This window comes from Microbacterium caowuchunii (assembly GCF_008727755.1).
In the GTDB taxonomy this organism is placed as follows: Bacteria; Actinomycetota; Actinomycetes; order Actinomycetales; family Microbacteriaceae; genus Microbacterium; species Microbacterium caowuchunii.
In genome coordinates this window covers 2569003-2582101 of record NZ_CP044231.1, presented here as the reverse complement: position 1 = coordinate 2582101, position 13099 = coordinate 2569003, and the positions used below count along the sequence as shown (strand labels likewise).

The 13099-nt window shown below is 71.9% G+C and carries 12 protein-coding genes; 10 read left to right on the top strand and 2 right to left on the bottom strand.

Going from position 1 to position 13099, the window contains the following annotated elements; all coding sequences use genetic code 11:
• Nucleotides 1-80: 80 nt before the first annotated feature.
• Together F6J84_RS12290 and F6J84_RS12285 are read right to left on the bottom strand one after the other, a co-directional pair.
• Nucleotides 81-932, bottom strand: coding sequence for a WecB/TagA/CpsF family glycosyltransferase (locus tag F6J84_RS12290; RefSeq protein ID WP_150974125.1), 852 nt, complete (start codon nucleotides 930-932; stop codon nucleotides 81-83).
• Nucleotides 932-2401: a sugar transferase gene (locus F6J84_RS12285; RefSeq protein ID WP_150974808.1), complete on the bottom strand. Its 1470-nt coding sequence runs from the start codon at nucleotides 2399-2401 to the stop codon at nucleotides 932-934. The genes F6J84_RS12290 and F6J84_RS12285 overlap by 1 nt, the downstream gene beginning before the upstream one ends.
• Before the next feature lie 895 nt (nucleotides 2402-3296).
• Between F6J84_RS12285 and F6J84_RS15715 the strand changes: the two genes are divergently transcribed.
• The 10 genes from F6J84_RS15715 to F6J84_RS12240 all read left to right on the top strand — a co-directional run bounded on the left by F6J84_RS15715 (nucleotide 3297) and on the right by F6J84_RS12240 (nucleotide 13039).
• Complete coding sequence (locus tag F6J84_RS15715) at nucleotides 3297-3689, top strand: hypothetical protein (RefSeq protein WP_238702484.1); 393 nt, start codon at nucleotides 3297-3299, stop codon at nucleotides 3687-3689.
• Nucleotides 3686-5434 carry a DUF4012 domain-containing protein gene (locus tag F6J84_RS12280; RefSeq protein WP_238702483.1) on the top strand — a complete coding sequence of 583 codons (1749 nt, stop codon included), beginning with the start codon at nucleotides 3686-3688 and terminating at the stop codon, nucleotides 5432-5434. The genes F6J84_RS15715 and F6J84_RS12280 overlap by 4 nt, the downstream gene beginning before the upstream one ends.
• A gap of 429 nt (nucleotides 5435-5863) precedes the next feature.
• A complete protein-coding gene (glmS, locus tag F6J84_RS12275) occupies nucleotides 5864-7714 on the top strand; it encodes a glutamine--fructose-6-phosphate transaminase (isomerizing) (protein ID WP_150974123.1) in 1851 nt (616 codons plus the stop codon).
• Nucleotides 7715-7905: 191 nt separating this feature from the next.
• Nucleotides 7906-8304, top strand: coding sequence for a holo-ACP synthase (locus F6J84_RS12270; RefSeq protein WP_150974122.1), 399 nt, complete (start codon nucleotides 7906-7908; stop codon nucleotides 8302-8304).
• Nucleotides 8301-9425: an alanine racemase gene (gene alr / locus F6J84_RS12265; protein WP_150974121.1), complete on the top strand. Its 1125-nt coding sequence runs from the start codon at nucleotides 8301-8303 to the stop codon at nucleotides 9423-9425. Before F6J84_RS12270 ends, alr begins: the two co-directional genes overlap by 4 nt.
• An 85-nt stretch (nucleotides 9426-9510) precedes the next feature.
• Nucleotides 9511-10014 carry a tRNA (adenosine(37)-N6)-threonylcarbamoyltransferase complex ATPase subunit type 1 TsaE gene (tsaE, locus tag F6J84_RS12260; RefSeq protein WP_150974120.1) on the top strand — a complete coding sequence of 168 codons (504 nt, stop codon included), beginning with the start codon at nucleotides 9511-9513 and terminating at the stop codon, nucleotides 10012-10014.
• Nucleotides 10015-10141: 127 nt separating this feature from the next.
• Nucleotides 10142-10819 (top strand): tRNA (adenosine(37)-N6)-threonylcarbamoyltransferase complex dimerization subunit type 1 TsaB, encoded by a 678-nt coding sequence (gene tsaB / locus F6J84_RS12255; protein ID WP_150974119.1) that lies wholly within the window; start codon nucleotides 10142-10144, stop codon nucleotides 10817-10819.
• Nucleotides 10819-11403 carry a ribosomal protein S18-alanine N-acetyltransferase gene (rimI, locus tag F6J84_RS12250; RefSeq protein WP_238702677.1) on the top strand — a complete coding sequence of 195 codons (585 nt, stop codon included), beginning with the start codon at nucleotides 10819-10821 and terminating at the stop codon, nucleotides 11401-11403. The genes tsaB and rimI overlap by 1 nt, the downstream gene beginning before the upstream one ends.
• Complete coding sequence (gene tsaD, locus F6J84_RS12245) at nucleotides 11400-12470, top strand: tRNA (adenosine(37)-N6)-threonylcarbamoyltransferase complex transferase subunit TsaD (RefSeq protein WP_150974117.1); 1071 nt, start codon at nucleotides 11400-11402, stop codon at nucleotides 12468-12470. The genes rimI and tsaD overlap by 4 nt, the downstream gene beginning before the upstream one ends.
• Nucleotides 12467-13039 carry a hypothetical protein gene (locus F6J84_RS12240; protein WP_150974116.1) on the top strand — a complete coding sequence of 191 codons (573 nt, stop codon included), beginning with the start codon at nucleotides 12467-12469 and terminating at the stop codon, nucleotides 13037-13039. The genes tsaD and F6J84_RS12240 overlap by 4 nt, the downstream gene beginning before the upstream one ends.
• Nucleotides 13040-13099 lie beyond the last annotated feature (60 nt).

Below are 13099 nucleotides of genomic sequence, written 5' to 3'. Positions count from 1 at the left end.
TCACCGGCTATCCTCGCGCCACAGGGCGGACACGGCCGGACGGGGGGAGCGTCCGACCGTGCCCGCGCGCGGGTGACGCCTCATGCCCTGTGGGGGAGCGACGACCGGCGCACGGCTACGTAAGCCGGGGGTCCCTCGATGAGGTACCGCCTTGCGAGGCGTCTTGGCTCGAGCATGAGTCGCCACATCCATTCGAGTCCCGCGTCGGACACCCACCGGGGTGCCCGCGAGACCCGACCGGCCAGGAAGTCGACGACCGCGCCGAAGGCGAGCAGGGCGCCCGCGCCCGTCGCCTCCCCGTATCCGTCGATCCACTTCTCCTGCCGGGGCTTTCCCAGGCACACGATGACGATGTCCGCCCTCGCCGCGCGAATCTGCGCCGCCACAGCGAGCGATGATTCAGGCGAGGAGATCTCCTCGCGTGCCGGAGTCCAATGTCCTGCGAATCGCAGGGACGGCCAATCGGCCGCGAATCGCCGAGCCAGGGCCTGGCTCACGTCGGGCGACCCGCCGACCACGGCGACGCAGGCCCCACCTGCCGCCGCGTCGTCGAGGATGCCGGTGATCAGATCGCTGCCGGCCAGCCGCGGCCATGCCGTGCCCGTCATCCGCCGGGTCTGCGCGGCGATCGGCGCGCCGTCGATGAGATTGAGCCACCGAGGACTCCCGCCGAGCGGATCCTGCTGCAACGCATCGAGATGATGGATGTGGTCGAGGTTGACGGATGCGACCGCCAGCGGAGCGCCGCTCCGGGTGCGGACCGCCTCCTCCACCGCCTCCCGTGCGCCGATCGAGTCGGTGAGATGCACGGTCGTCCCGGCGATCGTGACCGCGGGGATACCGAGGGACGTCATCCCGGGTGCGACCGGCGGTCGGACCGGAGCGGAACGGTGCCGCAGTCGGATCGGCGTCGTCGCCACGCGCATGGCCATCAGTACGCCCCCTTCGCCCGCAGCACGACCCCGGCCGTGCGCAGCATGATCCCGATGTCGCTCGCGACCGACCAGTTCTCCACGTAGTGCAGATCCAGCCGCACGCTCTGTTCCCAGCTCAGATCGCTGCGCCCGCCGATCTGCCACGGCCCGGTGATCCCGGGACGGATGTACAACCGCCGGAACACCGGATCGTCGTACGCCTGTACCTCGCTCGGGAGCGGAGGGCGCGGTCCCACGACGCTCATGTCGCCGCGCAGGACGTTCCAGAATTGCGGGAGCTCATCGATCGAGTACTTCCGCAGCACGGCACCGACCCGGGTGATCCGCGGGTCCTGACGCACTTTGAACAGCGCGCCGGCGCCCTCATTCACCGCTAGCAGGCCCTCCAGTTCGCTCTCCGCCCCCACGCGCATGGTGCGGAACTTCACGATGTCGAACTCGCGCCCGTCGCGTCCGACCCGGCGTTGCCGGAAGAACACCGGGCCCGGCGAGTCGAGCCGGATGAGGAGGGCGATGAGCGGCGTCACCAGTGCGATCGCCACGAGCGCGCAGGTCGCCGTCCCCACGTCCATCAGGCGCTTGACCCGGTGCGGCCTGCCCGCATAGGTCGGGATCCGCACGTTCACCAGGGCGAGACCGGTCGTCGTGCGCAGCGACATCCGTCCGCTCGCGACGTCCGTCAAGGTCGAGGCGAGGATGAGATCGGTGGCCGTTCCTTCGAGTTGCCAGCTGAGCCGGCGGATGAAGTCCGGGTCGTCGGGAGTCCCGCTGACGATCACGGTGTCCGCGCCCAGCTCCCGGGCGGCCTGGGCCGCCGCGGCGACCGCTCCCAGGACAGGTGCTCCGTCGGTGCCAACGGCCGGCTCGGGGGCGCGAGGGCCCACCAACGTCGTCCCCACGACGTGGAAGCCGAGCCGACCGTCGCGTTGGAACGTCTGCACCAGGGCGTCCAGGTCATGGCGTGAGCCGACCAGGAGCGCCCGCGGCGCGGACTGCCGGTGACGAGGGGGAGCCCACCGCCGCCAGTACCAACGATTGGCGAGGAGGACCGCCAGAGCGGTCGGCACCCCGAGAAGCGCCTGCAGCCGCACCGGTGCGGACGGCAGGAACAGCAGTCCCACCGCTGCGACGGCAAGCACCAGCGCGGCAGCACGGGCCACCCGCCGGTACTCCCAGCCGGACGGCATCCCCGGTTCCCTGCTGTGCACCAGCGCGAGCGCCGACATCCAGAGCACCAGCCCGCCCGCGGCGACCGCCGGCAGCACCGTCCGCCCGGATTCTCCCAGCGGCACGGCCGACGCCCCGATCGCTACGGTGACGGCGACCATGCTCAGGCCCACGGCGAGCGCATCGCTCGCGGCGAGCCGCGCCGCATGTCGCCTGTGATCGCGCAGTCTGCGCAGCAACTCGGGCGTCGGCCGCGGCGTCACCACGGACTCGAGAGTCGGGCTGCCCACCGTCGGCATCATGACGGTGACCCGTCGACGTCGTGCCGACCTGTTCGTCCCCGGTCATCGCGGCGCACCGAATGCGCACGTATGCCACGTTCCGTCCCCATGAACGTCTTTCCCCAGATTCAGGAACGGACCGAAGCCCGTCCCTCCCCAGTGCGGATGAGATCCGCGTTCCCCAGTGCCGAGCGGTGGAAACCCCACCGCCCACGTCACGCATGATCCCGATTCCCACATCGGGGATGCCTCCGGATACCGACCCCTCGGTGCTCCGGATCCGCTCTTCGCGGCTGACGTGGGGCTGACTCTATTCACATCGGCGTCGCATGCACAAGGGCCGATCCGGACTCCTTTTGCGCCCCCGGAAACGAGTCGGGCCCTCTGTGCCTGTCGCTTCGAGAAGCGCAACGCACAAAGGGCCCTGACGTACGTGAGGAGATCCCCCAGATCCCCGGACACGCCATCCACTTCGCCGCAGATCCCCGGGGGCTCCCCAAAGCGTCCCGAGCTGCGGCATCGGTGACGCTACCCGAAAAGAACAGGCCCGCCTAGAGGTTCCGACGGCGCAATTCGTGCCACGAATCCACCGATTCGTGTCACCCGAACGGGGGACAGAATTTTGTTCGAATGCATACCGCGAATGTGGGGTAACGTGACGCAGCAGAACTGAGAAACGACGGACGCGATCCTGGGGAGGATGCGTCCGGTGACAGCCTTTGGGGAGGCTGATATGTGGGGGACTGTTCTTCGGTCGACGCTTGTCTGTGTGGCGCTGGTGTGTGCCATGCCATCTGCGGCATATGCCGTAGCTGATCCGTACACACCCGTCACGCCAAGGGATTCCGGACTCGCCGGTTCCACGGTCGAGGCGATGTGCCGGCTCGGTGACACGTGGATCGCATTCGACCTGATGAGGGAAGGCGACGGTGATCCGCTGCCGGCGTCCCTCCGGATGACCGACGGGGAGTCGGCGGTGGAGGTGCGCCTCGGCGAAATGACCGGGGGACGGCTGGTCGGCGAGGTGCCGTGGCCGGATGCGGAGTGGACGCGCGGCGACATCCGTGCGGTGGTGCGCTCCGGCGACGCGGAACTGGCGGTGCCGCTGGCGATGCCCGCGGCGTCGCCGGGATGCGCGGACGCAGAGGCCACCGGCCCGGGGTCCTCGGCGCTCGCGACCGCGCTGCCGGAGACCGGATCGGTGATCCCGATCGCCGTGGTCGCCGCTGGCGGGTTCGCCGTGGTGGCCGGTGCGGGCGCCGTCCTGCTGACCGCGCGCCGCGCGCGGTCCGGGCACCGCGGGTGACCGGGCGCCTTTCGCGCCGGCTCATTGTCCTCACGTCCCTCGTTCTCCTTGTCGGGCTGGGCGGCGCGGCGGTGTACGTGGGATGGCGTGCGGTCGGGGCGCGGGATGAGCTCGCCGCCGCATCCGCCGCCGCCGAACGGGCGATGACGGCGCTCACCGTCGGTGACGCCGGGTCGGCCGCGTCAGCCATCGACGCGCTGGTCGCGCACGCCGAGGCGGCGGATCCGGGGGACGACGCTCTCTGGTGGGCGGCGGAGCGGCTGCCCGGCGCGGGCGCGCAACTGGCGGCAGTCCGGGCGGTCGCATCCGGTCTCGCCAGGATCGGCGCCGATGTCGCTTCGCCGCTCCTGGCGGCCGCACGCGACATGGCGGATGTCGACCTGGCGGACCTGCCTGCTCAGGTGCGCGCCGCCGCCCCCGAGCTGGAGCGCGCGGAGCGTGCCCGGGCTGAGGTGCAGGCCGCGCTCTCCGGCATCGATCGATCGGGGCTGGTCGACGAGATCGCGGACGGTCTCGGTCTGCTCGACAGGATGCTCACGGAGGTCGCGGAGGTGACCGTGCCGACGGCCGAGGCGAGCCGCATCCTGCCCGCCGTCCTGGGCGCGGACGGGCCGCGCACGATCCTCGTCATGCTGCAGAACACGGCGGAGCTGCGCACGGGCGGTGGGATCACCGGCACTTTCCTGCAGCTCGACATCGACGACGGCAGGGTGACTCTCGCCGGGATGCGCGACTCGAGCGACTTCGCGCCGGCGGCCGAACCGCTCCTCCCGCTTCGCGCCGGCGAACAGCGCGCGCTGGGCGACGGCATCGGACGGTTCGTGCAGAACGCGTCGATGACCGCGGACTTCACCCTGAGCGCGGGACTGGCCTCGGTCTGGTGGCAGGGCGCGACCGGGGTGACCCCGGATGCGGTCGTCTCCGTCGACCCGATCGTCCTGCGGGCGATGCTCGCCGTTACGGGGCCCGTGGATACCGCGTCCGGCCCGCTGGCGGCGGAGGACGTGGTCGATCGTCTGCTCGTGCAGGCCTACGCCACGCTGAGCCCGCAGGAGCAGAGCGCCGCCTTCGCCGATGTCGCAGCGGCCGCCCTCGGCGCGGTGCTCGAGCGGGGGCATCCGCTCGAGCTCGCCTCGGCCCTTCGCACGCCCGTCGAGGAGGGCCGGATCTCGGTGTGGAGTGCGCACGAGGAGGAGCAGAGGGTGATCGCCGGAACGGCGCTCGCCGGCCCCCTCCTGCGTCATCGGCAGGCGGGCCCGGGCGCATTCGCCGTGTACCTGAACGACGCGACGGGGGGGAAGCTGACCCCGTACCTGCAGATCGGGCTCGGGGTGGGTGCGATGGTGTGCCGTGCGGACGGGCGACAGGAGGTCGTCGTCACGGTGGAGCTCGGCAACGCGCTTCCGGTGGGCGCCGCCGAGACGCTGCCCGTCAGCGTCACCGGCGGGGGCATCTGGGGCGCGGCCGTGGGCGACATCGCCCCGACCGTCAGCGTGGTGGCGCCGGCGGGATGGTTCCCGGGTGGCGTGTGGCTGGACGGGGGAGCGGTCGTGCACACCGTGGGCGAGGACGACGGGCAGCCCGCCTCGACCCGGCGCACCGACATCCATCCCGGCGACACCCGCACGCTGTCCTTCCGCTTCATCGCACCGGACCGTGCGGAGGTGGAGCCGTCGCTGCTCCACACGCCCCTGCTGGTGGATCCGACCGGGCTTCCGGCGACGGCGATCTGCGCCGCGAGCTGAACCGGCCGGGTGCGGGGTCGACGCGCACCGACGGCGTACCGAATCCGGTGCTGTATTCGGGAGTGGAAGATCCGCTAGGCTCGCGGTGCCGTCCACTCTGGGCGTCAGGGCTGCCCCCAGCAGCTTTCGGTCGCTCACGTCCCCAAAACGTGCGGCCGTGCGACGCCGGGACGGTTCGCGGACCCTCTCCAGTTCTCCAGTCCCCACTGGGAATCTCGAGAGGGTCCGTCCTTTTCCCCGGGAGACTGCACAGGCGCCACCAGACTGCGCGTGGCGGCATCCGTCTCGTGGTTTGCCTGCAGTCTCGCGGGAGGAGGCGCGCGGGCGACCACCCTCGGCGCGAGCCGCGAGGAACGCCGTGGCTGACGCGCGACGGACGCGGTGCGTGGCGGGGCCGGCTGTCAGCCGGGGCCATCTAGCATGGACACCATGTGTGGAATCGTCGGATATGTCGGCCCTCGGCCCAGCCAGGACATCCTGATCTCCGGGCTCGCCCGCCTGGAATACCGCGGGTACGACTCCGCGGGCATCGCCGTCATCGACGGCGACGGGCACCTCGGCATGCGCAAGCGCGCCGGAAAGCTGCAGGTGCTGCGCGATGACCTCATCATCGACCCGATCCCCGACGGCACGACCGGCATCGGGCACACCCGCTGGGCCACGCACGGCGGCCCGACGGACGCCAACGCGCACCCGCACCTCGCCGACGACGACAAGCTCGCCGTCATCCACAACGGCATCATCGAGAACTTCGCGACCCTGAAGGCGGAGCTCGCCGACGAGGGCTACGAGTTCCGCAGCGAGACCGACACCGAGGTCGCCGCGATCCTGATCGGACGCGCGTACGCCCGGTCCGGGGATCTCGTCGAGGCGTTCCGCTCCACCGTCTCCCGCTTCGACGGGGCCTACACCCTGCTGGCGATGCACCAGGACCACCCCGGTCTGGTCGTCGCCGCGCGGCGCAACTCGCCGCTCGTGATCGGCCTCGGCGTCGGGGAGAACTTCCTCGGGTCCGACGTCGCCGCCTTCGTCGAGCACACCCGCAACGCGCTCGCGATCGGTCAGGACGAGATCGTCGCGATCACGCCGTCGCTCGTCGAGGTGACGAACTTCGACGGCGAGGTCGTCGAGGTCGAGCCGTTCGAGGTGACCTGGGACGCGTCCGCCGCCGACAAGGGCGGATGGTCGTCGTTCATGGCCAAGGAGGTGTCCGAGGAGCCCGAGGCGGTCGCCAAGACCGTGCTCGGCCGCGTCCGCGACGGCGCCGTCGTCATCCCCGAACTGGACGGTCTCGACGAGCTCTTCGCCGGGATCTCCCGCGTCGTCGTCATCGCCTGCGGCACCGCCGCGTACGCCGGCCAGGTCGGCAAGTACGCGATCGAGCAGTGGGCACGCATCCCCGTCGACGTCGAACTCGCCCACGAGTTCCGCTACCGCGACCCGGTGATCGGACCCGACACGCTCGTGGTCTCCATCAGCCAGTCCGGCGAGACGATGGACACGCTGATGGCGGTCAAGTACGCCCGCGAGCAGGGGGCCCGCACGCTGTCGATCTGCAACACGCAGGGCGCGACGATCCCGCGGGAGTCCGACGCGGTCGTCTACACGCACGCCGGTCCCGAGGTCGCCGTCGCCTCCACCAAGGCCTTCGTCGCGCAGATCACCGCGCTCTACCTGCTGGCGCTGCACGTCGCCCGCGTGCGCGGGTCGATGACGGCCGAGCAGATCGCCCGCGAGACGCAGGAGCTCGAGGCCGTGCCGGAGAAGATCAGCACCATCCTGGAGCGGGAGCAGGAGCGCATCACGCAGCTCGCCGGATGGATGGCGGACACCCGGTCCGTGCTGTTCCTCGGCCGCCACGTGGGCTTCCCGATCGCGCTCGAGGGCGCGCTGAAGCTCAAGGAGATCTCGTACATCCACGCCGAGGGGTTCGCCGCCGGCGAGCTCAAGCACGGACCGATCGCGCTGATCGAGCCCGGCCAGCCGGTGTTCGTGATCGTGCCCTCGCCGCGCGACTCCACCGTGCTGCACGACAAGGTCGTCTCCAACATCCAGGAGATCCGCGCCCGCGGCGCCCGCGTCATCGTGATCGCCGAAGAGGGGGATGCCTCGGTGCTCCCGTTCTCGGACGAGGTGCTGCGCATCCCGCTGGCCGGAGCGCTCTTCGAGCCGCTGCTCGCGGTCGTGCCGCTGCACATCTTCGCGATGGGTCTCGCCACGGCCAAGGGTCTGGACGTCGACCAGCCGCGCAACCTGGCCAAGTCCGTCACGGTCGAGTAGACCGCGACACGCCGCCTCCGGTCGGTCCTCCTCCCGCGAGACTGCATCCGCGCCACGAGACAGACGTCGTCACGCGCAGTCTCGTGCGCACCATGCAGTCTCGCGGGAGAGAGAAAGCCCGGACAGGGTGGCGGAACCACCGGGCGTAGGGTTGCGGATGCGGCCACGCCGCGGCATCCGGAAGGACACACATGATCGTGGGGATCGGGATCGACCTCGTCGACATCCCCCGCTTCGAGCAGACGCTGGCGCGTACGCCCCGGCTGCGCGAGCGGCTGTTCTCACCGAGTGAGCAACTGCTCAAGCCGCGCTCCCTCGCCGCGCGCTACGCCGCGAAGGAAGCGCTGATCAAAGCACTCGGCGGCTCGGACGGCGTGCACTGGACCGAGATCGAGATCACCCCGGAAGCCTCGGGACGGCCGTGGTTCACCCTCACCGGTTCGACCGCGGAGGTCGTCGCCGCGCGTGGCATCACGACGCTGCACCTGTCGATGAGCCATGACGCAGGTCTGGCCACCGCCTATGTCGTGGCGGAGGCGGCGGGCGCCCCGGGTGCGGACACGGCACACGAAGAGGAAGAAGAGGCATGAGCGGGTTCCCGGCAGGCGTGACGCGCGAGGCGACGATCGATGTCGGCGCCATCGAGGACAACGTCCGCCACCTCCGACGCCTCGTCGGCGTCGAGGTCCTCGCGGTCGTGAAGGCGGAGGGCTACGGCCACGGCGCCGCCCGCTCGGCGGCCGCCGCGCTCGCCGGAGGCGCGACGCGTCTGGGGGTCGCCGACATCGACGAGGCCCTGGCGCTCCGTCGCGCCGGGATCGACGCCCCGATCCTCGCCTGGCTGCACGCCCCCCACGCGCACTTCGGCGAGGCCGTCGAGCAGGGTGTGGAGCTCGGGATCTCCCACCTCGATCAGCTGAACGCCGCCGCGGCGGCGTCGACGGCCGACCGGCCGGCGGTCGTGCACCTGAAGCTGGAGACGGGACTCGGGCGGAACGGTCTCGCGCCCGAGGAGGCCAGGATCGTCTTCGCGGAGGCGGCACGGCTCGAACGCCTCGGCCGCATCCGTGTGCTCGGCATGTTCAGCCACCTGTCCAACACCTCCGCCGCCGATGACCTCGCCGCCCTGGCCCGTTTCGAGGAGGGCGTGCTGGCAGCCGCATCCGCCGGTCTCGCTCCGCGCCTGCGCCACATCGCCGCCACGGACGCCGCGATCGACCTGCCCGAGACCCGCCTGAACTGCGTGCGGCTGGGCCTCGGCATCTACGGACTGTCGCCCTTCGCGGACCGCTCGTCCGCGGATCTGGGGCTGCGTCCGGCGATGACCCTACGGGCGGCCGTCGCCGCCGTGCGCCGGGTTCCCGCCGGTCAGGGTGTCTCCTACGGGTACACCCACCGCACCGCCCGGGAGACGACCCTCGCGCTCGTCCCGCTCGGCTACGCGGACGGGGTCCCGCGCCAGGCGTCCGGGGCGGGTCCCGTCGTGATCGGCGGGCGGCGGTACCGCGTCGCGGGACGGATCGCCATGGACCAGTTCGTCGTCGACGTGGGGGACGCCCCCGTGGCGGTGGGCGACGAGGCGGTGCTCTTCGGCGATCCGACGCTGGGTGCGCCGTCCGTGACGGAATGGGCGGATGCGGCCGGCACCATCAACTACGAGGTCGTCACCCGGATCGGTGCCCGGGTCCCGCGTCGTCAGACGGCGGCATGAGCGTGCGAGTCCGGTGCGCTCCGCCGTGCGGGGACGTGCGGCGAGACCCGGCACGAACCGTCCCGGAGAGGGGAGGATGGAACGCATGAGTGTTCCCGATGACCTGCTGGGCCGCCGCGAGATCGACTCGCCGGAAGCCATGGAGGAGCTCGGCCGCCGGCTCGGCGCCGCACTCCAGCCGGGCGATCTCGTCGTGCTGACGGGTCCGCTCGGGGCGGGGAAGACCACCCTCACCCGCGGCATCGGCGAGGGTCTCGGGGTGCGGGGCCCGGTGCAGAGCCCCACGTTCGTCATCGCGCGGACGCATCCCTCCCGGGTCGGCGGCGCCCCGCTCGTGCACGTCGACGCCTACCGGCTCGGATCCGCGGCCGAGCTGGAGGACCTCGACATCGACCTGCCGGGTTCGGTCGTGGTGGTCGAGTGGGGCAAGGGGATGGTGGACGGCCTCGTCGACTCGTGGTGGGAGATCGAGCTGGACCGCGAGTGGCACGGGCGCGGCGTCGACACCGCCTGCGGCACGTACTCCCGGGCCACCCTCGACCTCGACGCGGACACGCCGCGCCTGGTCACCATCACGCGCCACCCCTGATCCGAGCTCGCCGGTGCGGCCGGTTCCCCGCGAGACTGCATCCGGGGCACGAGACAGCGCGGGCCACGGTCCGTCTCGTGCCCCGGATGCAGTCTCGCGGGAAAAGAACCGCGGATACCCTGGAAGGGTGATCCTCGGCATCGACACCTCCCTGGGCACGGCCGTCGCCGTGATCGACCCGGACGGCGTCGTGCGCGCCGACATCGGCAGCGACAACCCGCTCGGACACGCGGAGGTCATCGGCGACCTGCTCAGGCAGGCGACGGATGCAGCGGCGGCCACCGCCGCGCACGGCAGCGGCCTGCCCGCATCCGGTCGGGACGAGATCACCCACGTCGCAGCGGGGATGGGGCCCGGTCCCTTCACGGGCCTGCGCATCGGCATCGCGGCAGCACGCGCCTTCGCCCTCGCTCGCGGCATCCCGGTCGTCCCGGTCCCCAGCCACGACGCCGTCGCCCTCGCGATCCTCACCGCAGCCGCGATGGAAGGCCAGGACGACATGCGCTTCGCGGTCGTGACAGACGCCCGCCGCCGCGAGTTCGCGTACACCGTCTACGCGGGCCTCGACGAGGACGGACTCCCTGTGCGGGTGACGGAACCCGCGCTCGTGCCGCGCGACGACCTGGACGAGCGCCTCGCGGAACTGGGCGCCGCGCGGGTGGAGGCGACGAGCGTGTCGGCCCCGTTCCTCGCCCTCGCCGCCGCACGGGCCCTGGCGGCCGGACGCGCCCTGGCCACCGCGGAACCCCTGTACCTGCGCTCCCCGGACGTCACGGTCGGGCACGCCCCCAAGCGGGTCTCGTGATGATCCGTCCCGCGACGATCGGCGACCTCGACGCGATCATGCGCCTCGAGCGGGCCTCGTTCCCGAGCGACGCCTGGAGCGAGGCGATGATGCGGGAGGAACTGCGTTCCCCGCACAGCCGTTACGTCGTGTGGGAGGAGGCGGCCGGCATCATCGGCTACGCGGGATTGCGTGCCGTCGCCGGTGCCCGCGACGGTGACGTCCAGACGATCGCGATCGCCGAGTCCGCCCGCGGCCGGGGGCAGGGCCGGATGCTGCTGCGCACCCTCATCGCCGCCGCCCACGAACGGGGGGTGCGCGATCTCTTCCTCGAGGTGCGCGCGGACAACCCCGTCGCCCAGGAGCTCTACCGCTCGGAGGGGTTCGCGGAGACGGGTCGCCGCCCGCGGTACTACCAGCCCGACGACGTGGATGCGATCGTGATGACGCTGGACGTGGCCGGCTGGGCGGCCGCGCGCGGCGCCGAGTCCGCCGCATCCCCGACCCCGACGTCGCAGGATCGCGCGAACCCCGCAGCATCCGGCGAAGAATCTGCGAACTCCGCTCAGACCTGCGAACATCCCGCAGGAGGATGGTGCACATGACCGCGTCCGAACCCCTTGTGCTCGGCATCGAGACGAGCTGCGACGAGACCGGCATCGGCATCGTCCGCGGCCGTACGCTCCTGTCCAACACGATCGCCAGCTCCATGGACGAGCACGCCCGCTTCGGCGGCGTCGTCCCCGAGGTGGCGGCACGCGCCCACTTGGAGGCGCTGCAACCCTCCATCGAGGCGGCCCTCGCCGAGTCCGGCGTGACCCTCGCCGACCTCGACGCGGTCGCGGTGACCTCCGGTCCCGGCCTCGCCGGGGCGCTGATGGTGGGCGTCGGCGCGGCGAAGGCCCTCGCGGTCGGTCTCGGTACTCCTCTCTACGCGGTCAATCACCTGGTCGGACACATCGCCGCCGACATCCTCGACGAGGGCGCCGAACCCCTGGAGTACCCGACCGTCGCGCTGCTGGTGAGCGGCGGGCACACCTCTCTCCTGCTCGTGCGCGATCTCACGACCGACGTGGAACTGCTGGGCGAGACCGTCGACGACGCCGCGGGGGAGGCCTTCGACAAGGTCGCCCGGATCCTCGGCCTGCCCTACCCGGGCGGCCCGCAGATCGATGCCGCCGCCGCATCCGGCGATCCCGCCGCCATCCGCTTCCCGCGCGGGCTCTCCCGCGCGTCCGACATGGACCGGCACCGCTACGACTTCTCCTTCTCCGGCCTGAAGACCGCGGTCGCGCGATACGTCGAGCAGACCCCGGATGCGTCGGTGCCCGACGTGGCCGCCTCCTTCCGCGAGTCGGTCGTGGACGTGCTCGTGACGAAGGCCCTCGACGCGTGCGCCCGGTACGGCGTTCCCCGGCTCCTGCTCGGCGGTGGCGTCATCGCCAACCGGCGCCTGCGGGAGGTCGCGCTCGAACGCGGCGCCGCCGCCGGTGTCACGGTGCGGATCCCGCCGCTGAGCCTGTGCACCGACAACGGCGCGATGATCGCCGCTCTCGCGTCGGAGCTCATCATGTCCGGGCGGCGGCCCTCGACGCTCTCATTCGGGGCGGACTCCACGCTGCCCGTCACCGAGATCCAGATCGCCGAGGCGGAAGCCGGGGTCCCGGCATGACGGAGCCGCAGCCGCAGCCGCAGCCGCAGCCGGATCCCGATGCGGAGGCGCGCCCGCCTGCCGTCCGCCGCTCTCCGATGCCCGCCGCGCAGGCCCAACCGGTCGCCGGGCCCGCGTCCCCGGCAGCGGATCCGACCGGCCCGCCGCAGATCCGCCCTCACCTCGAGCCCGCGTCCTCGGATGTGGCAGCGCCGACTCCCGAGGCGTCCCTGCCGGGAGCGCACCGCGGTGGCTTCACCCGGCCACCCACCGCGCCGATCGGCATCACGATCGAGCAGATCGAGTTCGTCCCGGTCACCGGCGCGGTCGCCACGCCGCCGCCGCTGCGTCCGGCGAACTTCGCCGCCACCGCGCTCGGCTTCGCGATCGTGGCCCTGATCGCGTCGATGGTGGTCGGGGTCGCCTTCCCGATCGGGGTCACCGCGATCGTCCTCGGTGCGCTGTCGATGCGACGCGCCTTCGAATCGAGGGCGGTCGCGCGCTGGGCGATCGTGCTGGGCGTCGTCTCGGTGCTCTACAGCGCGGGCTGGTTGCTGTGGGCGGCGTACCGGTCCGGCTGGTTCGCCTGACCGGCGGCCTCCATACACGATCCCGCGAGCCTGTGGAAAGTCCCGGCTCCCCGGGCGGGG

Excerpts from the sequence above, each read along its gene's own strand:
- F6J84_RS12240 (WP_150974116.1), top strand. The coding sequence starts at position 12,467 with ATGACGGAGCCGCAGCCGCAGCCGCAGCCGCAGCCGGATCCCGATGCG.
- tsaE (WP_150974120.1), top strand. The coding sequence starts at position 9,511 with ATGAGTGTTCCCGATGACCTGCTGGGCCGCCGCGAGATCGACTCGCCG.
- F6J84_RS12285 (WP_150974808.1), bottom strand. The coding sequence starts at position 2,401 with ATGCCGACGGTGGGCAGCCCGACTCTCGAGTCCGTGGTGACGCCGCGG.
- F6J84_RS12270 (WP_150974122.1), top strand. The coding sequence starts at position 7,906 with ATGATCGTGGGGATCGGGATCGACCTCGTCGACATCCCCCGCTTCGAG.
- tsaD (WP_150974117.1), top strand. The coding sequence starts at position 11,400 with ATGACCGCGTCCGAACCCCTTGTGCTCGGCATCGAGACGAGCTGCGAC.
- alr (WP_150974121.1), top strand. The coding sequence starts at position 8,301 with ATGAGCGGGTTCCCGGCAGGCGTGACGCGCGAGGCGACGATCGATGTC.
- F6J84_RS12290 (WP_150974125.1), bottom strand. The coding sequence starts at position 932 with ATGGCCATGCGCGTGGCGACGACGCCGATCCGACTGCGGCACCGTTCC.
- rimI (WP_238702677.1), top strand. The coding sequence starts at position 10,819 with ATGATCCGTCCCGCGACGATCGGCGACCTCGACGCGATCATGCGCCTC.
- F6J84_RS15715 (WP_238702484.1), top strand. The coding sequence starts at position 3,297 with ATGAGGGAAGGCGACGGTGATCCGCTGCCGGCGTCCCTCCGGATGACC.
- glmS (WP_150974123.1), top strand. The coding sequence starts at position 5,864 with ATGTGTGGAATCGTCGGATATGTCGGCCCTCGGCCCAGCCAGGACATC.